This is a genomic window from Paenibacillus sp. FSL H3-0286 (assembly GCF_045040705.1).
Taxonomy (GTDB): Bacteria; Bacillota; Bacilli; order Paenibacillales; family Paenibacillaceae; genus Paenibacillus_AQ; species Paenibacillus_AQ odorifer.
On record NZ_CP150285.1, the window covers coordinates 4517795 to 4533889 of the forward strand.

14 protein-coding genes are annotated in these 16095 nt (G+C 42.1%); 7 read left to right on the forward strand and 7 right to left on the reverse strand.

The features are described from left to right. Positions 1 to 2 precede the first annotated feature (2 nt). From MHB37_RS20315 to MHB37_RS20325, 3 genes are read left to right on the forward strand one after another with little or no spacing between them, the layout of a single operon-like run. Positions 3 to 1172 carry a Ger(x)C family spore germination protein gene (locus MHB37_RS20315; protein WP_405168423.1) on the forward strand — a complete coding sequence of 390 codons (1170 nt, stop codon included), beginning with the start codon at positions 3 to 5 and terminating at the stop codon, positions 1170 to 1172. A 2-nt stretch (positions 1173 to 1174) separates the two neighbouring features. Beyond that, positions 1175 to 1417 carry a hypothetical protein gene (locus MHB37_RS20320; protein WP_248548575.1) on the forward strand — a complete coding sequence of 81 codons (243 nt, stop codon included), beginning with the start codon at positions 1175 to 1177 and terminating at the stop codon, positions 1415 to 1417. Positions 1418 to 1440: 23 nt separating this feature from the next. Next, positions 1441 to 2547 carry an endospore germination permease gene (locus MHB37_RS20325; RefSeq protein ID WP_340396889.1) on the forward strand — a complete coding sequence of 369 codons (1107 nt, stop codon included), beginning with the start codon at positions 1441 to 1443 and terminating at the stop codon, positions 2545 to 2547. A gap of 424 nt (positions 2548 to 2971) precedes the next feature. Here MHB37_RS20325 and MHB37_RS20330 read toward each other — a convergent pair whose 3' ends face one another. Further along, positions 2972 to 3637, reverse strand: a complete 666-nt coding sequence (locus MHB37_RS20330; protein ID WP_081391877.1) for a CAP domain-containing protein — start codon at positions 3635 to 3637, stop codon at positions 2972 to 2974. Between the two features lie 435 nt (positions 3638 to 4072). On the opposite strand from MHB37_RS20330, the gene MHB37_RS20335 reads away from it, so the two are divergent. Then, positions 4073 to 5062: a ketoacyl-ACP synthase III gene (locus tag MHB37_RS20335; RefSeq protein ID WP_076127253.1), complete on the forward strand. Its 990-nt coding sequence runs from the start codon at positions 4073 to 4075 to the stop codon at positions 5060 to 5062. A 17-nt stretch (positions 5063 to 5079) separates the two neighbouring features. On the opposite strand, the gene MHB37_RS20340 is transcribed toward MHB37_RS20335, so the two are convergent. Continuing rightward, positions 5080 to 5661: a LysE family transporter gene (locus MHB37_RS20340; protein ID WP_405168424.1), complete on the reverse strand. Its 582-nt coding sequence runs from the start codon at positions 5659 to 5661 to the stop codon at positions 5080 to 5082. 114 nt (positions 5662 to 5775) lie between these two features. Between MHB37_RS20340 and MHB37_RS20345 the strand changes: the two genes are divergently transcribed. Beyond that, positions 5776 to 6330 carry a helix-turn-helix domain-containing protein gene (locus tag MHB37_RS20345; protein WP_405168425.1) on the forward strand — a complete coding sequence of 185 codons (555 nt, stop codon included), beginning with the start codon at positions 5776 to 5778 and terminating at the stop codon, positions 6328 to 6330. Here MHB37_RS20345 and MHB37_RS20350 read toward each other — a convergent pair. Beyond that, a complete protein-coding gene (locus tag MHB37_RS20350) occupies positions 6323 to 7345 on the reverse strand; it encodes a copper amine oxidase N-terminal domain-containing protein (protein WP_405168426.1) in 1023 nt (340 codons plus the stop codon). The genes MHB37_RS20345 and MHB37_RS20350 overlap by 8 nt on opposite strands. A 254-nt stretch (positions 7346 to 7599) precedes the next feature. On the opposite strand from MHB37_RS20350, the gene MHB37_RS20355 reads away from it, so the two are divergent. Further along, positions 7600 to 8226, forward strand: coding sequence for a glycoside hydrolase domain-containing protein (locus tag MHB37_RS20355; protein ID WP_076127258.1), 627 nt, complete (start codon positions 7600 to 7602; stop codon positions 8224 to 8226). Positions 8227 to 8894: 668 nt separating this feature from the next. Here MHB37_RS20355 and MHB37_RS20360 read toward each other — a convergent pair. After that, on the reverse strand, positions 8895 to 10724 hold the full coding sequence (locus MHB37_RS20360; protein WP_405168427.1) for a M56 family metallopeptidase: 1830 nt from the start codon (positions 10722 to 10724) through the stop codon (positions 8895 to 8897). Further along, positions 10724 to 11113 carry a BlaI/MecI/CopY family transcriptional regulator gene (locus MHB37_RS20365; protein WP_076143756.1) on the reverse strand — a complete coding sequence of 130 codons (390 nt, stop codon included), beginning with the start codon at positions 11111 to 11113 and terminating at the stop codon, positions 10724 to 10726. The genes MHB37_RS20360 and MHB37_RS20365 overlap by 1 nt, the downstream gene beginning before the upstream one ends. Before the next feature lie 273 nt (positions 11114 to 11386). On the opposite strand from MHB37_RS20365, the gene MHB37_RS20370 reads away from it, so the two are divergent. Next, positions 11387 to 11776 (forward strand): hypothetical protein, encoded by a 390-nt coding sequence (locus tag MHB37_RS20370; RefSeq protein ID WP_076304545.1) that lies wholly within the window; start codon positions 11387 to 11389, stop codon positions 11774 to 11776. Between the two features lie 137 nt (positions 11777 to 11913). On the opposite strand, the gene MHB37_RS20375 is transcribed toward MHB37_RS20370, so the two are convergent. Beyond that, the gene (locus tag MHB37_RS20375) at positions 11914 to 12789 is read right to left on the reverse strand and encodes an amidohydrolase family protein (RefSeq protein WP_076304544.1); all 876 of its coding nucleotides are present in this window, start codon (positions 12787 to 12789) and stop codon (positions 11914 to 11916) included. After that, positions 12776 to 15946, reverse strand: a complete 3171-nt coding sequence (locus MHB37_RS20380) for a GNAT family N-acetyltransferase (RefSeq protein ID WP_405168428.1) — start codon at positions 15944 to 15946, stop codon at positions 12776 to 12778. Before MHB37_RS20380 ends, MHB37_RS20375 begins: the two co-directional genes overlap by 14 nt. Positions 15947 to 16095: the final 149 nt, after the last annotated feature.

Sequence of the window (16095 nt, forward strand, 5' to 3'; positions counted from 1 at the left end):
TAGTGAAGCGGCTTACTACCATACTAATTTCCCTTCTTGTACTCACTCTAACTAGCGGATGCTGGGATAATAAAGAATTGGACGAGTATGGGTATGTGCAGGCGGTCGCCATTGACCAAAGCGAAGACAATCGGATTGTGATTACGACACATTTCTATAATCCTTCCACCAAAATAGAAATGGGACAAGCAGGGGATCCAGCGTCCAAGGGAATTAATATTGTTACGAGTGGAGAAACCTTTTTTGAAGCAATAAGGGAGATCCCGGCAAAATTTGGTCGAAAAGCCAAATGGGATCATATGCGTGTCATATTAATCGGGGAGCAACTAGCCAGAACCTCGAACATCCGGGAGGTACTTGATTTTTTCTCCAGGGATCAAGAACCGCGTGGTACCGTTCTTCCTCTCATCGCTGAGCAATCTGCGGCACCATTTTTAGATATCAACCCGTTTATCGAGCAGACCATTGGTCAACAGTATAAGAGAATGGAGACGAGCGGTGCTCTATATGCCGCAAAAACTTCCAAGATTCCTCTCTATGAGCTGGCTATACAAATGTGTAGCCCCTCCAATACTTCCATCATCCCTTACCTGCATAAGACCAGTTTGGATCATAAACCCTTGATATCTGGGCTGGCTGTAATTCATGACGGTAAAATGACTGACATTCTAAAGGAGAAGGATACAGAAGCATTCATGATGCTGACGGATAGATATATCTATGGAGTACTAGAATTTCCTTGCCCGGATGAGACCGAAGTACCGCTGCGGAAAAAAGAAACGCTTGAAGTGCTTACCTTCAACAGTACGCTTACTCCAATCGTAAAAAACGGTTCTGTGTCCGTCGGTGTAAACATTGCTATTGAAGGGATGATCGGAGAATTACGTTGCTCACATTTAAAAAACAATAAGGACATGAAGCTTTTTGAGCAGCGTATCATAACTCAGGTTGAACAACAGGTTGAGCACGCAATCAAGTTTTTGAAAACAAAAAAGATCGACGCACTCGGAATTGGCAATCAGATTTACCGGAAAAATCCGCAGCTGTGGAAACAACTAGAGCCTCAATGGAAGGATACATTCGCCCAGACTCAGTTCGATATCAACGTTGATGTCAAAGTGTTAAGCACTGGAATGAACTCAGGCACAATATTTGGAACAAAGGAGAAGTAGCTATGGTGGGAAAAATAATCTGCGTTCTCTTATTAGCTTCCGCTATGCTAGCCCATGACATCCCAAGGTTTAAGCAAGCCTCCATCCGCGATCGAGTAGTTTATGGAGTATTATTACTACCCGTACTTTATCTCGGATTTATCTTTATTGCAGCTAAGCCATGGCCCAATTTAGATTCCATCTTCAATTTATTCACGGCTCCAGCTGAGCACATCGTCCATTGGATCAACCCTGCCATTTCATAAGCTTAAAGAATGAGGAGGAACGTATGAATAAGCAAGAACGTGTTAGTTCGATCCAAATGTCCATGCTGTTTCTCTTCTTTATGACCGGTTCCTCAATCGTTATCGTCCCTGCGTCACTAACTAACTTTGCCGGCAACGGAGCCTGGATATCCCTCTTAATCGCCTCGGCCATAGGAATGGCTCTGCTTTCCGGTATTCTATATTTGAACCGACGAGCGCCAGATCTTTCGCTTGTGGAACAAAGCCGCTCCGTACTTGGAAACGGACTGACCCTCGTCCTCCTGATTCCTTTCACTTGTGTACTGTTTTGGAATGTCGCAGGAATTGTAATTGAGATCGGAACCTTTTTCAAAAGTACGATGTTAAAAGAAACGCCCACTTACGCAGTAAATACCATGTTTTTTATTACGATTGCGATGACAGCTCTAGCTGGAATTGAAGTGATTGCCCGCATGGCAGCCGTCCTAATGTCACTAATGTTCGGATTTATCATCTTAGTCTGGATACTCGTAGCAGGGTTGTATCATCCCGAGTACCTACTGCCCATCATGCCTGATGGATTTAGGCCTATCCTAAGTGCTGCATATGTAGTCTATGGCTTTCCCTATTCCGAGCTTATCGTTTTTTCGATGATTTTACCGTTCGTGCGTAAAGAAGACAATTCTAAACTGGGAAAACAGATGTATCTTGCACTCATCATCAATGCCCTGACGTTAATTGCTTCTGTCATTAGCAGTATTATGGTATTGGGACCACTGTCCGGCAGCTTGAAATATTCATTATATCAGTTGGCGAGACTCATTTATTTTCAGGAAACCATTGAAAGAATCGAATCCGTGATTGGTTTTTCACTCATTATCGGGTTCTATTTCAAGGCTTCTATCCTGCTGCTTATTCTTATTAAAGTACTAAAGGAGCTTCTGAGATTGAAGGATGAACGTTTAATTGTTTTCCCACTTGCTTTTGTCTGCCTGCTGTTATCTGTAACGACTTACACACAGGAGTCTGAGCTTGAGGAAATCGTGAATACTACATGGCCCTTGATCACTAACCTAGCTTACATCCTGCCGTTTCTTCTGATTCTATTGGTCACTTTTATTCGTTATCATATAAATCAACACAAAAAATAACCCGTTCTAAACGGATTCAATATCCCCTATCTCATTTCGCAGAATTCAGCTTCTTCTTTTCCTGAATCCAGCCCGCCAGCAAAAGTATTGCTCTACATAATTGCTTGCCATCGCGATTGAAGATTCTGAGATTTCCGGACCCAGAGGACGTTATTCCCAATTTTTTGGCCTTTGGAGCAGAGTTTCGGACTCCACTGACGCTATCTCATATAAAAAGACTCATATTGAGTGTATTTTGTGGGAATAGCTGCTATACAGTCCGCTAGGATGCAAAATATGGACCAATGACGCGTTTAAGGTCAGCTGTGTCCGATGGGCTTGGTCTGTGCAATTGTTATTGGATCAAACGAAGCAAAGTAGGGATGCCCAACAGCCACTTTTAGCTTATTAGGACACCCCTGTTAAGTTTATTACGTTACTCGCTCTAACCAATAAATTCTTGAACCCACTCGCTGTTATAGTAACCTATTCCAATTTCTGTGAAGCTGCTATTCAGGATGTTGGCACGATGACCAGGACTGTTCATCCATTGGTTCATTACTTCTTCTGCGCTCGACTGACCTTTGGCGATATTTTCCCCTGCTGAATTGTATGAGATCCCGAATGCTTTCATCATATCAAACGGAGATCCATACGTAGGAGACTGATGGTCAAAATAGTTATTGTCATACATATCCTGCGCTTTAGCCAAAGCCATTTTCGAAAGTTCGCTATTTAAGCTAAGAGGCTTCAAGCCTGCATTCGTTCTTTCTTTATTCACCAGATCCAATACTTGCTGTACCGATTGGGATGTATTGGTGGATGGTTGTGGATTTGCAGACTTCTGTGGGACAGCAGAATGTTGCGGATTTGCAGAATATTGTGGTTTCGCCGACTGCTGCGGATACGTTGTTTGATCTGTTGTGCTTCCTGTAGGTGGATTGGTACGGATGAACCCATCCAGCCATTTCGTTACATCGCCAGGAACTTGTTTAGTCTTAATTGTTGTATTCCCTGCATTCTCCGTGGAAATGGAAGATGCTTGCGTTAAAGTTGAACTTGAGGTAGTTTTACGAGCATGATTGTCAACCTTCGTTTGTTGAGTTGTCATTTGGTTGTTGGCCGAGTTATTACCCGAACAAGCAGTAACGAGTAATAGCGCTACTATTACGATAAATGGTTTAATAAGAACCCCTCCTGATTTGGCAAAGTAGTGACTTAATCGAATAAAGTTTTTGTAAAGTACCCCTGATTTATTCATCCCTAATTCAAAAATATAAAAAGCAAAAAAGTCCACTCGCAACATGGTTGCTGTGGACTTAATCTTAGTGGATATTTTAGATGCGTCGATATAGTTACATTTATAGTAAATTATAGAATTTTTTACTAATTAATGTTATGCTTTATTAAGATCATAAAGTATAACATCAAATAAGATTTGGACAAACAAGCTTATAGAAATAAGCAGGCTTTGTTAGGTAAATAGATACTTTTAGATTACTTAATGTAATGTGATTGCAAAATTATTACAAGGAGTGATCATGCTATGTTAGAAGGTATCTCGATAAAACAAGTCTCCATTTATTGTCCTGAAAGAGTGATTAACAACCAATATTTTATTGACCATTTTCAAAAGCAAGGTATAGATATTAAGCGGATTCTTAAAAAGACAGGCAGAAAAAACCGCCATGTTATTGAAGGAACGAAGGAGAACTCGTTGACGATGGCGATTAATGCCGCTCAACAGGCAATTGATGCTGCATCATTGAAATCTGCAGATATAGACCTGATTCTTTTTTCCAGCTCAACTCCGGAATATTTATCACCTACGAATTCATTGCTTATTCACAAAGCTATCAAAGGTAAAGATGATACGCTTTGCTATGACTTAAATGGTAATTGTATAGGAATGTTTATTGCGGTTGAACAGGCTGCTCGTACTTTATACGATGATCCTGATAGAGATAGAGCGTTGGTTATCGGTTCGGATTTTTTAAATTTATGGGCTGATCCTTCACATCCAATAACATATTCAATTTTTGGCGATGCCGCCGTAGCCCTCATTTTAGAAAAAGATCATTCAGAGAGTGGATTAATTGACGTAAGGTATCTTTCGGACAGCCGTTTTACAGAAGAAATTGTGTACCCCGCTCAAGGATTGGCTAAGTCTTTGCGTGATGGGGCTGAACACCGCTACTTACACTGGGGGAGATTCAGCGGAATAGACAGTGTACGATTTGCGGAAGCATCTATTGTTGAATTATTAAACAAACATCACCTAACATTCGAGGATATACAAGTTTTTTGTTTTTCACAATTTACATTGGCTAATATTAAATTACTTCAAGCTAAGCTGAACCTGGATCAACATAAAATTATTTATGTAGCCGACGAATATGGCTATACAGGCACAAGCAGTCCCTTTCTGGCCTTATATTGTGCTATTGAACATGGTTTGATCAAACGTGGCGACAACTTATTATTTTGGACATTGGGGTCAGGTTATCAAGCCGGTTCAATGTTATGGCGTTATTGACATGAGGCTCCATTCATTCATCCTATCACTATCGAAACTCCACAATACACCAACAACAATCCCATCAGTATATTAAATTGACTTCTATATTTAGATATCATTTTTTTGAAAAGAGAACCACATAAACACCAACTAAAAGTGCCCATAAACCCGATGAATGCTAAGACTATAGAGTAACTCAATAAGCTAAAATAGGAAGAATGAGAGGTAAGAATAAATGTAGATGTAACTGTGATTCCATATAATATCCCTTTAGGATTAATAAATTGTAAAAGCATACCCGCAATAAAACTGTTGTGTTTATCGCCACTTCCATCACTTTCTTGATGTTTACTTATAATAATTTTAAATGCTAAATAAAACATGTAGACTCCGCCTATCACAGCCATAATAGATTCAATCTTAGGGATAAAATTGATCAGAAGTATATTAAAATAGCAACATAACAATATAATCACGAAAAAACCTGTGCCCACTCCTAAACAAAATCTCATTGTTTTTCGTAAACCAAACTGGTTTGCAAAAGTCATTGCCATAATGTTATTAGGTCCCGGAGTAAAGCTAGCCACAAATGCATATAAAAACAAAGAAACAATCACTGAATTACACCTCGTTGTATGTTATAATGTATTTATCAGACGCTATAACGTCCTTATGTGCGTTTTATTGTATATCCTGGTCGTTATAAAGTAAATAGGGATAGGAGAATTACCGTGGAAGAGATAAATCAAATCATTGCGGAGAATATAAAAAAGATTAGAAGAAGTAAAGATTTAAGCCTGGAAAAGGTGGCTGAATTAACAGGAGTAAGCAAAACAATGATTGGTCAAATCGAAAGAGGCGAATCGGCACCTACCATCACAACCATTTGGAAGATCGCCAATGGATTAAAAACTTCATTTTCTGCGCTGATAGATTACCCAAAGCCTGACACAAGAGTCGTATTAAGAAATGAAATTCAGCCACTGCTTGAAGACCACGGAAAATATCGGGTGTATCCCTCTTTCCCATTTGATGAAAGCAAACGATTTGAGGGTTATACAGTGGAGATAGACGAGGGTGGATACCATGATGCCAATCCACATATGGAAGGAACTGAAGAATTAATCACTGTATTTGATGGTGAATTGTCTTTGCGTGTCGATGATAATGAATATCTATTAAAATCTGGTGATTCTATCACGTTTAACGCAGACAAACCCCATGTATATTATAATCCAGGACAATCATTGACCCGTTTAAGCATGATCTTATATTATTCTAGTTAGCAAAAAAAGGAAGGTCGTTTGTTTCGGCATATTTTTGCTGCTCTACGTCAAGAAGTGCTTTGTACAACAATGTTTTGGCACCTGTTTTACGATCTATCATCATGAGGAAACCTTGCTGATTGGACCGAATCAGCAGAAAATCCTCGTCCATTCCCTCCACTAAATAATTATCCGAATTACCACCTAGGGTGTTCAGATTAATCGTCTCCGTTACGTTCCCTGTTCCATCTTCAATTAATCGTAATATTTTCCCATCGGTAAGCAGGAGCTGATCGCCAGCTTTTTTCACATTGTCACCATAACGAAGATGGTATCCTACATTTGCGTGGCGAATGACCATTCCATCCTTAATAATCATCGTATACCATTTATTATTGATATGTGGTTCTCCGTAAACATCTGTTACGGTCAGATAGATTAGGCCTTTCGGCGTCTTCTGAAAATCGAACTGAACAGCATCGAATAACTGCGAACCAAGGTTCGTTAGCAAGCGAGTTTGTCCTGCGGAATCTGTTAGATATAAACCCCCTGTTTTTTTATCCACTGTATAAGTAGATCCAGCAAATTGTGCGCTGGCACTAGCATAGTTCAATAGCCCAGTTGCTGTATATATCCTCTTCGTCGCATCCCAGCTGACCGTTGTTCCTCCTAATGAATTTACAAGAAAACGGGCAGGTACATAGAGTTGACCATTAATTTCAAAAGGAACACCTTCTACACTTACCAATTTACCATCAAGGACCCCCTGTTTACTTCCAATACGAACGGCTATCTTTTTTCCCCATCCAGTAAACTCCGCTCTTTGATGCGATTTATCCCATACAACCTTAAGTCCTGCCGCTTCCCAGTGACTGGCTGAAACATAAGTAATCCCATCCTTTACTAGTGCAGCGCTCGTACCTTTCCCGCCTCCATCCATAATGAAAGTGAAGTAAGCGGGCAATGCCGCATTCGCAACTGGAGCAGCAAGCAATGATGCAACAAGTATTGGAGCTAGCAACCATCTTTTATCCATATCTTGATCAACCTCCATGTTAGAAAATCATAAATTCTTCATAGGGTATAGACGCAGTTTAATTCTAAATATTCCTAGAAGTTAACAATAATAGTAAATTCTAAGATCAAAGTCTCTCCTTCTATTCATCCTCTCATCTGCCTCTTTTTCTCCCATTTCGTTGTTCCCCCAAGAATCTGTGAAAATTTTCTCATATATTGATAGGGAGGTTGGCGCCAAACCTTAAACAAAAAAATTGAAAGAAGGCAATTACAATGGCTTTAGGTTGTGATACAGCTACAAATGTAACAGCAGCAAGATTAACTACACTTAAAAATAATAAATTCACATTCGTTTGCCGATATTTAAATCGCGTGGAAGGATACCAAGATGGTCTCACCTCAGCTGAGATTACACGGATTTCAGATGGGGGATTATATATCATATCCCTTTATCAAATCAGCAAATCGCTCGATCATTTTACGAAAGCCAATGGGATTAAAGATGCTGAAACGGCTGTAGGATTAGCAAGTGATTTGGGACAAACCAGCAGCACTCCGATTTATTTTGCGATAGACCGCGATATGACCTCTACCGAAATCACAAACAATATAGTACCTTATTTTCAAGGCATAAAATCAGTGCTAGACAGCAGTACTAAAAATTCCAAAGGCTATAAAATGGGTATCTACGGATCACGAGCAGTCTGCTCTCATATTCGAGGCACTAATTCCGCCACAACACGTTACACCTTCATCGTAGATAATGACTGGCAGGGAACCTTCGAGGATTGGAACCTGCGACAATATAATTTCAACACTGAGGTAGGAACAAGCACTGGCAAAATCAACGTAGACTATGTAGAGTCCTCCTCACATAGCGGTGGAGGCTGGAAAAAGTAATTTATTCCACTTTTATCGGTGACGAGGCGTCGTACGAAAGCAGATTATGATAGATTCAAATAAAGTCTCGTTATTATAAAAATAGTAAAAAGACAACCAGGCATGGATTATCCGATTAATGGAGAAGCTCTGCCTGGTGTTTTTGGTTTGTAGCGGTTTGTTTAAGCAGATATTCATAAATCGTAGCTATCCGACTTTAATGTCTTCTTTGGGCAACCCTCGGAGAAAAATCCATAGAATTTTCCAATGTCCAGCCGAATTACGATCGAGCATCCATTCCACACTGACAGCAACTCGCTTTCCTCACTGATAGCAGCTTGCTTTCTTCACTGACAGCAGCTTGCTTCCGCTATCCTCTCCCCGTATATTTTATCGCTGTAACTTTATGCAACCTATGAGATAACTGCACTTTATACACTTATTTCGTCTGTAAAAGGCTAACTTCTCACTTTAACTGTATTCTATACAATTAAAAATCACAGTTATCAGCTTTAGCGGCAAAAAACTAAAAAATAGCTGTACAAAATACAACTATCTTCATGAGCGAGTTTTTCGAGCGAAAATAGCTGTACAAAATACAATTAAAAGCCGCTACATATTAAATTCGTCCGCTCTCCATATAAAAAAGGGGCGAGATCTTTGTAGATCACCCCCTGCTCCACTTGCTCCTATTTAGAATCGCCTATTTGATCATATGCTGGATCATACGTCCACTTCAGGCCGTTGTCCTTACTCGACAGATAGATGGTACCTACAGTGTTGCCCTCTTTGCTGAGCAGAATAGGATACAATCCTTCTTTTCCATTAAAAATAGGTGAAAGCGGCGTTTTTTGATATTCATTAAAGGTTTCCGGAAGGGATACCACGAGTTTTTCCCATGACTGTCCCTTATCTTTGGTCCAATAAATAACAGGCCCATTATCTTCATAATATCTGAACCCTAAGAATCCGATATCCTTGTTAGAAAACCCTGCCCCGGCTAAACTTTCCGCGTATAAATCGTTAGGATTTCCAAGCTCCGTCCATGTCTTCCCGCCGTCAGAGGTCTGGTATACATAATTTAATGAGCGTCCCACACCTGCAGAACCTCCGGAGACGATCCATCCATTTTGTTTGTCAGTAAACCCGATGAACTTGGCGTCATAACCCTTTGCACCTGCAATGTTGTAGTTATTCCACGATTTCCCCATGTCATCACTGATTAATACATGTAGAGGGGATTCTTTACCATCCGCAAATCCATATACAATTGCAGTTTTGTCCTCGGAGATATAAAATCCGGTATCCGCTCTCCCCATCCCCATTTCTGTTCCAGTCATATCAAGTTTTAAAGGCGTTTGCGCTTGGATCTCCCCTTTCCGATAGGAGACAGAGACATTACCATCCTCGTCCATGGAATACGCATTCCCAGCGTCATGCACAACAACTTGTTCGCCACTAGAGCTGTAGGAATAAATAGTACCTGGTTTGAGCGCCGCCGTATCTGTAGATTGGCCGGTTAGGTTGGTACAGGCTGCTAGCACTGCTGTTACACTAACTACCATTAAGACCGCAAGAAATGCGCCTACTCCATTTCGTTTTTCTTTCATATTTAAAATACTGCCAAATCTCTGCTTCATCGAGTGTTTTCCTCCTGCAAAATTCGTTGATAAAGCTACATGCCGTGTAGCATTACTTTGCATAACCGATAAAATGGCTTCGCAGTATTTCTTTCGATATGCCGCATTTTGCTTACGTACAACGGTGTCATCACAATAAATTTCAATTTCGCGGACAGCTTCGCGTGCCATGAACCAGACCAATGGATTAAACCAATGCAGTGCCTGCACAATCAGTAGCAGTAGCTTATATATGATGTCATGCCTTTTGTAATGGACCAGCTCATGTTTTAAGATAAACTCCAGCTCTTCGTCACTATATTGATCATGCGGCAAGAATAGTGTTGGCTTGTAAAAACCCATTAGCATCGGATTCGGAACTTTACTGCTTATCAGAACCGGAATGGCGGTTGTTACATGCATTTCTTTAGCGACTTGTTTGAGCTTGGCGAACATATCCTCTCTCTGAAGAGGGCTGCTCCAACGTAACACCTGTTTCCTGAAAAAGAAATAACTCAGCAAATGATACCCTAAAAAAAGCACAGCGCCAGTAACCCAGATGTACGCTAAGATATTAATTATAGAAGGGATATGGCTTACATCCCCTGTCTGGACCGGCTGAGAGATTACTGGCGTATCCGCCTGCAAATTCTGGGACACTGAGCTTTGAAAGACAGTTGCTATGGCCTGACCTTCGGGTAGCTGAATCGCCACAGGAGGATTGGTAAAGGAAAAGTTGAATGGCAACAATAATCGCAAGGTTAGGATCAACCATATCCAATAGCTCAACTTAGCCGAATAATGTTTTCTTAACAAGGGAGTTAATGTGATTAAGCCGATAATAACTAAACTAAGGGTCACAGAAATAACCAGAAAATCTGTAAAAAGACCTGTTATCATCAGGATTCCTCCTTATCTACTCTATCGAGCAGTTCCCGCAACTCAGCAAGATCGCTTTTATCAATCGCCTTCCCGTTGTATAAGGACATCACCATATCCTGCACAGAGTTGCCAAACAGCTTTTCAAGCGTAGACTTCCCTTCGCTCTCTTTATAATCTGTCTCAGAAATTGCAGCGAGATAACGGTTGCTCCGCCCTTCTTTTTCGCAAGATAGAAAGCCTTTTTCAACCAGCCGTGACAGCACTGTCATCAAAGTAGCAAGCGCCCACTTACGTTTATCCCCCAGTTGATTCAAAATATAAGAGGAGCTAACCCAACTCTCGGCTCGCCAAATCACCAGCATAATTTCCAGTTCAGCATCTGGCAAGCGTTTGATTTTGTTATTCATCCATATTTCTCCTTGTTATACATTTGTGTAATACATTCATTATACAAACGTGTAATTAAAAAGCAAGCACATTATTTCTAAAATATGTATACATTCTTAGACGTTTATTATTTTAATAAAGGTTTCCCAAGTCCAGTAGCAAATAATAAATAGAACCCTAGGAATTTTTATAAGATTCCAACAATGATAACCAACGCACACTCAGCTGAAATTTATAACTATTTTGGAAACTAAGTGATTGGTCTGCATTATTCTTAAGTAAGGAGGTAGGTTATGAAAAAATTTAGTATTCTATCATTTTCACTGATAATTTTACTAATTTTATTATTTGTATTAGTCAGACCCACGCAAAAGATCGTAAGTGTCAATCTTGCATCCGAAACAACAGAAATTACTTATACTGACCGTGAAAGCCTTCAAATCTTCGAAGATGCTATAAGAACTGTAAAAAAAGTACGCGGGTCTGTTGATGTGGGTGAACCGACTTATCGAATGACCGTTACCTACGCTAATTCAAAGGTGGTCGGATTCAGCCTTTATATGGATTTTAAAACGAAAGATGGTTTCCTGATTAAAGCTAGCAATAGCGAAAAGATGCTGGATTTAAGAAATAAGAATTCGGTTGAGCTAGCTGATCTGTTAAGTAAAAAAAAGGAAGATTAAAATTTGGAAACTCAATCTAAAAATAGGCATGGTTATCATACAAATGTAAAAACAAGCCATCCTTTAGTACTAACTAAGGATGGCTTGTTCGTAATTATATTATTTTCCTGCGCTTCAGATATACTGTCCCGCTCCGCTCAGAGCGCTGCAATTCTCTGCTGGATGCGTGGGAATAATGCAAAGGCATTCTCATAAAATACTTTCTCGTGGTGCTGCTCAGGCACAAGCCGGCGGACGAACTCCGCATACAGGTCAATAGGCGCGAGTGGCCAATCGGTACCGAACAACATTTTTTCATAGTGATCAGAGTACACCAACGCCCGGCGAAAATGATCCATAAACAGGGTTTCATTCATGAACCGCTCAAAATGAGGCCGATCACCAACAACGAGACCGGACAAATCGGCATAGACGTTCGGATTCTTGGCGACCACTTCGGCAGCATCCATCACCCATGGATCGCCTAGATGGCAGATCATAAAGTTCACGTCGCGCCGTTGGAACGCCAGTTCGTCCACGGTAAGCGGATGCGCATACTTAAGCAATCCATTCATCGAATACGTATCACCGGTATGAATAACCACAGGTGTGCCGTACTTGGCGGCCAGCTCATAGATCGGCGAGTAGATTTTGTCATAAACGTAATGATGATAGTACCCGGCATAGAGCTTAATACCAGCTACCTCAGGAGCTTGCAGCCGTGCCTCAATTCGGTCCAGCTCATCCAAAGCATCCTTTCCTCCGAGCATATTCGGATTAATGCCCACGCATTCCATTAAGAATGGCGGCACACTGGCTTCCAAGTCGAGTCCCATCGGATTGGGAGAGGCAGAGTCAGGGAAGGCTCCCTTCGTCTGCTCCGTGACCCCCATACCAATGCCGAGAACAACGTCGTTCTTGTCAAACTCCGCTTTGAGCCCAGCAGCTGTGTAATCAACTTTGGAGAGGTCCAGTGCTGTCTGATGAAAGCTATCGATGTCCGACAGATGAATGTGAATATCAATGATTGGCATTTATAGTCTCCTTTTTGTCAGAAGCACTAGCAAAGGTTACCTTCATAAGATTACGAACTGTCTCTGGATCCAGAGCGAGCTCTCCCATGATCATGAAGGTCGGCTGTGTCCAAGCGGTTTCTCCGTTCAGAAGTAATAGATGGTGATTCACACCATATGTGAATACCTTATTGTTCACGTAAGACATAGCTCTCTGATTAGGATAACTATGCACCACATGCAGCATGTCTTTACGCGAAGTTGCACCGATTCGGATAAACCCCTTGGATTCCAGATGGGCTTCGACCTTCCCGATAGGGAAGTTGCCTTCCTCTGGGAGCTCCATCCAGCCTTCCGAATAGATTGGTGAAGGCTTAAAGTAACTATCCTCGGATAGCGAATAATGCGGCAGCGTCATTCCACTTTCATTGGTTACTGAAATCAACACACAGAGCACAGGAACTCCGGGCAGCATGAGGTAATGCTGATTGATCGTGATCCCCCGGTTTGCTTCCTGCTTCTCCATCGAAGTGGTCAGTCTCAATCCCTTCCAGACGTTGCCGTGATCATCCATCTGCTCCGTCCAAGCTGCGCTTCTTGGCTCCTGCAACCGGCTAAATCCGCCTATGCCAGAAATCCCCACACCGAGTCCACCATGCCAAGGATTCCACCAGGAACGTGGTTCAGCTTTCGGAAAGGTGCTGTCCAGCCACTCTTCTCCTTGGTGCTTCAAGGAATGCACAACGCTGCCGAAATCAGGAGCAGCTGCAATAGATAGAACTCCGTTGCTCACTGTGTAAATGGGACCCTCAGGTCCTTCTTCTATCCCACAAACAACGCTTGTTTCCGTTTGTGGAAACCAGAGGCCTGTTCGCTCTTGAATGCGATCCTCACCACGATAGACGACCCGGACCTTACGGCCAGATTCGTTGTGTTCTCGTGATTCTGTATCCTCAGTAGAGAGTTCAAAACCAGCGGAGTGCAAATTTTGTCCTCTTTGCAACTCCATCTCAGCGACACTTCGCTCCTCTTCTCCATCAGCCTGTACATACAATTCAAGGCTTCCATCAAGCGGTGTCATCTTTCGTTCGATTAGCTCGGCATGAAGTGCCCCTGCCGCAAAAGGATTTCCACCGCCGAGCGTTAGCTCAAGATGGTCATCCAACACCGGTATGACCGAATTCTGCTGTTTTAGGGCAAAGGCGCGGAATTCCGACCACTTAAGGAAGGTGTTAAGAGCAAACACCATAGTTTTTGTCCGTACGACATCTCCAGCGGAGATTCGGCCAAGATTATGCTCCAGCCCAAGCGGGTATTCCGGACGAAGCAATTTTAGCGAAGGATCCCAGCAGATTCCGCATGTGACGTTCTCTTCCTTGCAGAACAACCAGTTCTCCGTAATTTGTGCACTGTCCCAAAGACTTGGATCGCCTGAGTAAGCATCGCCCATGTCCACGTATTGGCCCTGATATGGCAAGATGAGCTGTTTACCGAAAAAGCCGAAATTCGTCAACAGATACATGTCTTCTTCCAGGATATCACTATTGGTATTGCAGACCTCACTATAAAACTCAGCGATTCCGTTGGCAAATAGCTTAGCCACTCTTTTTATCTCAAGACCCGGGAATTCTTCCGACTCGTAAAGAGATTCGAGAACCTGGCTCTCCCCTTCAGAATAGATCTTTACTTCTTTGACCTGTTTCTTAGAGAATTCTTCTGCGAATGGCTTGCCTAACTTCGGATGGGTCAACCAGAAATTATGGCTCGAGCCGGGATATTCAATCCACATTCCATTATCGGTATTATTAAGATGAATAGAGTAGGCGCCATTCACAGCCACCCACTGATCCCCGTTTTCCCCGCCAAAGCGGCCATGCGTTCCCTTCATTAGAACGGATAGCTTGCTGATAAAGGTGACTGCCTTCTCTCCAACCGGAACGGCCGTTACCTCAATAGGCTGTGAATAAAGACCGTATGAATTTAGGGTAAAAGGTACTTGAATAGAAGCCTTACTCTTAGCTGGAACAGTGAAGCTTACTGTACGGTCCGCCCATACGAGGAATTCGTCTTCGGGCAAATCAAAAGAAAATTCTGCTTCTGCAGCAAAATTATTTTCCACATTAAGGTACAGTTCCGAAGGAAGACCCAGATACAGTTCCCGGTGTGGCAGCGCTATCTTCATTTTGAGTGGAAATTTAGGAGCAACGCCAATGCGGAATTCCGCACGCTTGCCACCGATGATCCACTTGCTCATAACAACGGGGTGTGTCTTCTTATCGTTCTGTTCTTCCCGAACTGAATCAAGCTCAAAATCACCTTCCACGATAACCGTTTCACCTGGAGCGAGTATTCGCGCAGCAGATAGAGCAAAACGGATATTTTTATCGTTCTGGCCTTCGATCTCAATGGCCAGCTCAGACGTCGAACGATTCTTGATGCGATAGCGAATCTTGTAGGTCGAACCAAACACAAGATCATGATCATCAATTTCCGTAGAGATTTCATAGTCTGGTGTATCAAGAGCGGTCAGACCGCGGCCAGTCTTCTCGAATTCCGCCCGCAAGGAGAGTTCTCCCTTTTGCCAAGTGTAATCAAAGAAATCAAAGCCACGCTCCTGCCGGCCATCTGGCTGAATGGGAAGTTCACGGGTACTGTCTGCATACCAATCCAGTTCTTCAAAATAAGGAGCAAGTGCTTCCGTTTGCAGTACTGTTGGAATGAAGTTCATCAGATGGACGTAATCTTCATTTTTCTCCCAAAAAAATCCGCATTTCTTATACATCGGTACGGCTTTCGTATTACCTGCCCAAGTGAACAGATCAAGACGTGGCCAGCCCGCTTCTATTGTTTGGCGAACAGCGTTCAGAATCAGATTGCGGCCAACCTTGTATCCGTGATAATCGGGGCGTACATTCAATAGCGGGACATACAAAGCCCCTTCATCTTGACGGTAGTGGGCGAAGCTGCAGAAGCCGACTACCTCTTTGCCATCAACGGCAAGAAAGGCATTAAGATTGGACGAGATCTCCATCTCACGGCGCACACTGTCCTCAGTTCTTTGATTGGTGCCTCCGCCCCAGCTTTCGTTGCTGCGGTTCCACATTTCTGCGACAGCCCCAGCATAAGAAGAATCGTATTCGATAATGCGGATTTGTTCCGCTGTAGTTTTTACAGTCATGTCTTCATCTCCTTATTCCTCAAAAAAATATGAGTATGTATTCGTATAAAGTTATTATGGATAACCTCTCTACAACATATTGAAATAACTCCTACGAGTTCTTATTATACTATTAACTGGAAGCTCAATACGAGGTAAAAAACTCTTTC